The following is a 421-nucleotide window of genomic DNA, read 5'->3' as shown; positions in this document are numbered from 1 at the left end:
ACCGAGCTCCAGCGGGCGTTCACTGCCCTGGCGGCCAAGCTGGAACGCAGAGGCGTTGTCGGTCAGGTGCACGTTGTCGGCGGGGCGGCGATGCTACTCGCCTACAACTCCCGTGTCACCACTCGCGATATCGACGCGTTGTTCTCAACTGACGGGCCTATGCTCGAAGCGATTCGTGAGGTCGCTGACGAAATGGGTTGGCCGCGAACGTGGCTCAACAATCAGGCCAGCGGGTACGTCTCCCGCACACCAGGTGAAGGCGCCCCCGTTTTCGATCACCCATTCCTGCATGTCGTAGCCACACCCGCGCAGCACCTTCTCGCGATGAAAGTCGTTGCGGCACGCGGCGTGCGTGACGGCGAAGACATTCGCCTCCTGCTCGATCGGCTGCGAATCACCAGCGCGGCCGGCGTATGGGAGA

Annotated in this window: 1 protein-coding gene; it reads left to right on the top strand. The window is 63.7% G+C overall.

Annotation, left to right across the window (positions count from 1 at the left end):
- A partial coding sequence (locus tag DTW89_RS19170) for a nucleotidyltransferase (protein WP_201741046.1) occupies window positions 1-421 on the top strand: 421 nt, incomplete at both ends.

This window comes from Acidovorax sp. BoFeN1 (assembly GCF_003345135.1).
In the GTDB taxonomy this organism is placed as follows: domain Bacteria; phylum Pseudomonadota; class Gammaproteobacteria; order Burkholderiales; family Burkholderiaceae_C; genus Acidovorax; species Acidovorax defluvii.
Note: the sequence above shows the minus strand (reverse complement) of the source record. Positions and strands in the feature narration are given on the sequence as shown.